General features: G+C 63.7%; 1 protein-coding gene. It reads left to right on the top strand.

Features of this window, described 5'->3' with window-relative positions:
• A protein-coding gene (locus B215_RS20920; protein ID WP_156804368.1) for an IS630 family transposase occupies positions 1 to 859 on the top strand; the annotation gives its coding sequence in 2 pieces (ribosomal slippage) (positions 1 to 258 and positions 258 to 859; 860 coding nt annotated over the 2 pieces). This gene is flagged as partial in the annotation.
• Between the last annotated feature and the right edge of the window lie 15 nt (positions 860 to 874).

Genomic DNA, 874 nt, shown 5'->3' with positions numbered 1-874 from the left:
TTGGGGTTGCGCCGTCGACCGCGATCCGCTGGCACGCCCAGCGGCGGGAAACGGGCAATGTTGCCGCCAAGCCGCAAGGCGGAGACATGCGTTCGCGTCGGGTTGAGGAACGGGCAGCTGACATTCTCGCGCTGTGGGAGGCCCGCAAGGACATCTCGCTGGAAGAGCTTCGCCGAGCCTTAGCCAAGAAGGGTCTGGCAGTCTCCGTCGCAGGGCTGCATCGCTTTTTCGCGCGTCGAGGCATGACGCGCAAAAAAAGACTGGCCATGCTGTCGAGCAAGACCGGCCCGACATCCTGAAACAGCGCCGCGACTGGTTCGACGGCCAGGTCGATCTGGAACCGGAACACCTGGTCTTCATCGACGAGACCTGGACCGCCACCAACATGACCCGCAGCCATGGCCGCTGCGCCAGGGGTGAGCGGCTGCGGATGGGATATCCGCATGGCCATCGCAAAACCACCACGCTGGTTGCCGGCCTGCGCATGACCGGCATGGTCGCGCCGATGGTGCTCGACGGCCCGATCAACGGCGACTGGTTCGAAGCCTATGTGGCGCAGGTCCTTGTGCCCACACTGCGCCCCGGCGACATCGTCATCATGGACAATCTGTCGAGCCACAAGCGACCGGCGGTCCAGCATCGGATCGAGGCGGCAGGCGCAACGCTGCGCTTCCTCCCGCCCTACAGCCCTGACTTCAACCCGATCGAAAAGGCCTTTGCACGCCTCAAGGCCATGCTGCGAAAAGCCGGCGAGCGCACTGTCAGCGGCCTGTGGAACCGCATCGGCGCGCTCGTCGACATCTTCCAGCCCAGCGAATGCGCCAACTACTTCAGTTCCTGCGGATATGATCCAGATTGATCGGAAAACGCTCTA

The sequence above is a fragment of the Sphingomonas sp. ATCC 31555 genome, assembly GCF_000282895.1.
Taxonomy (GTDB): Bacteria; Pseudomonadota; Alphaproteobacteria; order Sphingomonadales; family Sphingomonadaceae; genus Sphingomonas.
The sequence above is the reverse complement of the archived record's forward strand: the minus strand, read 5'-3'. Positions and strand labels throughout refer to the sequence as shown.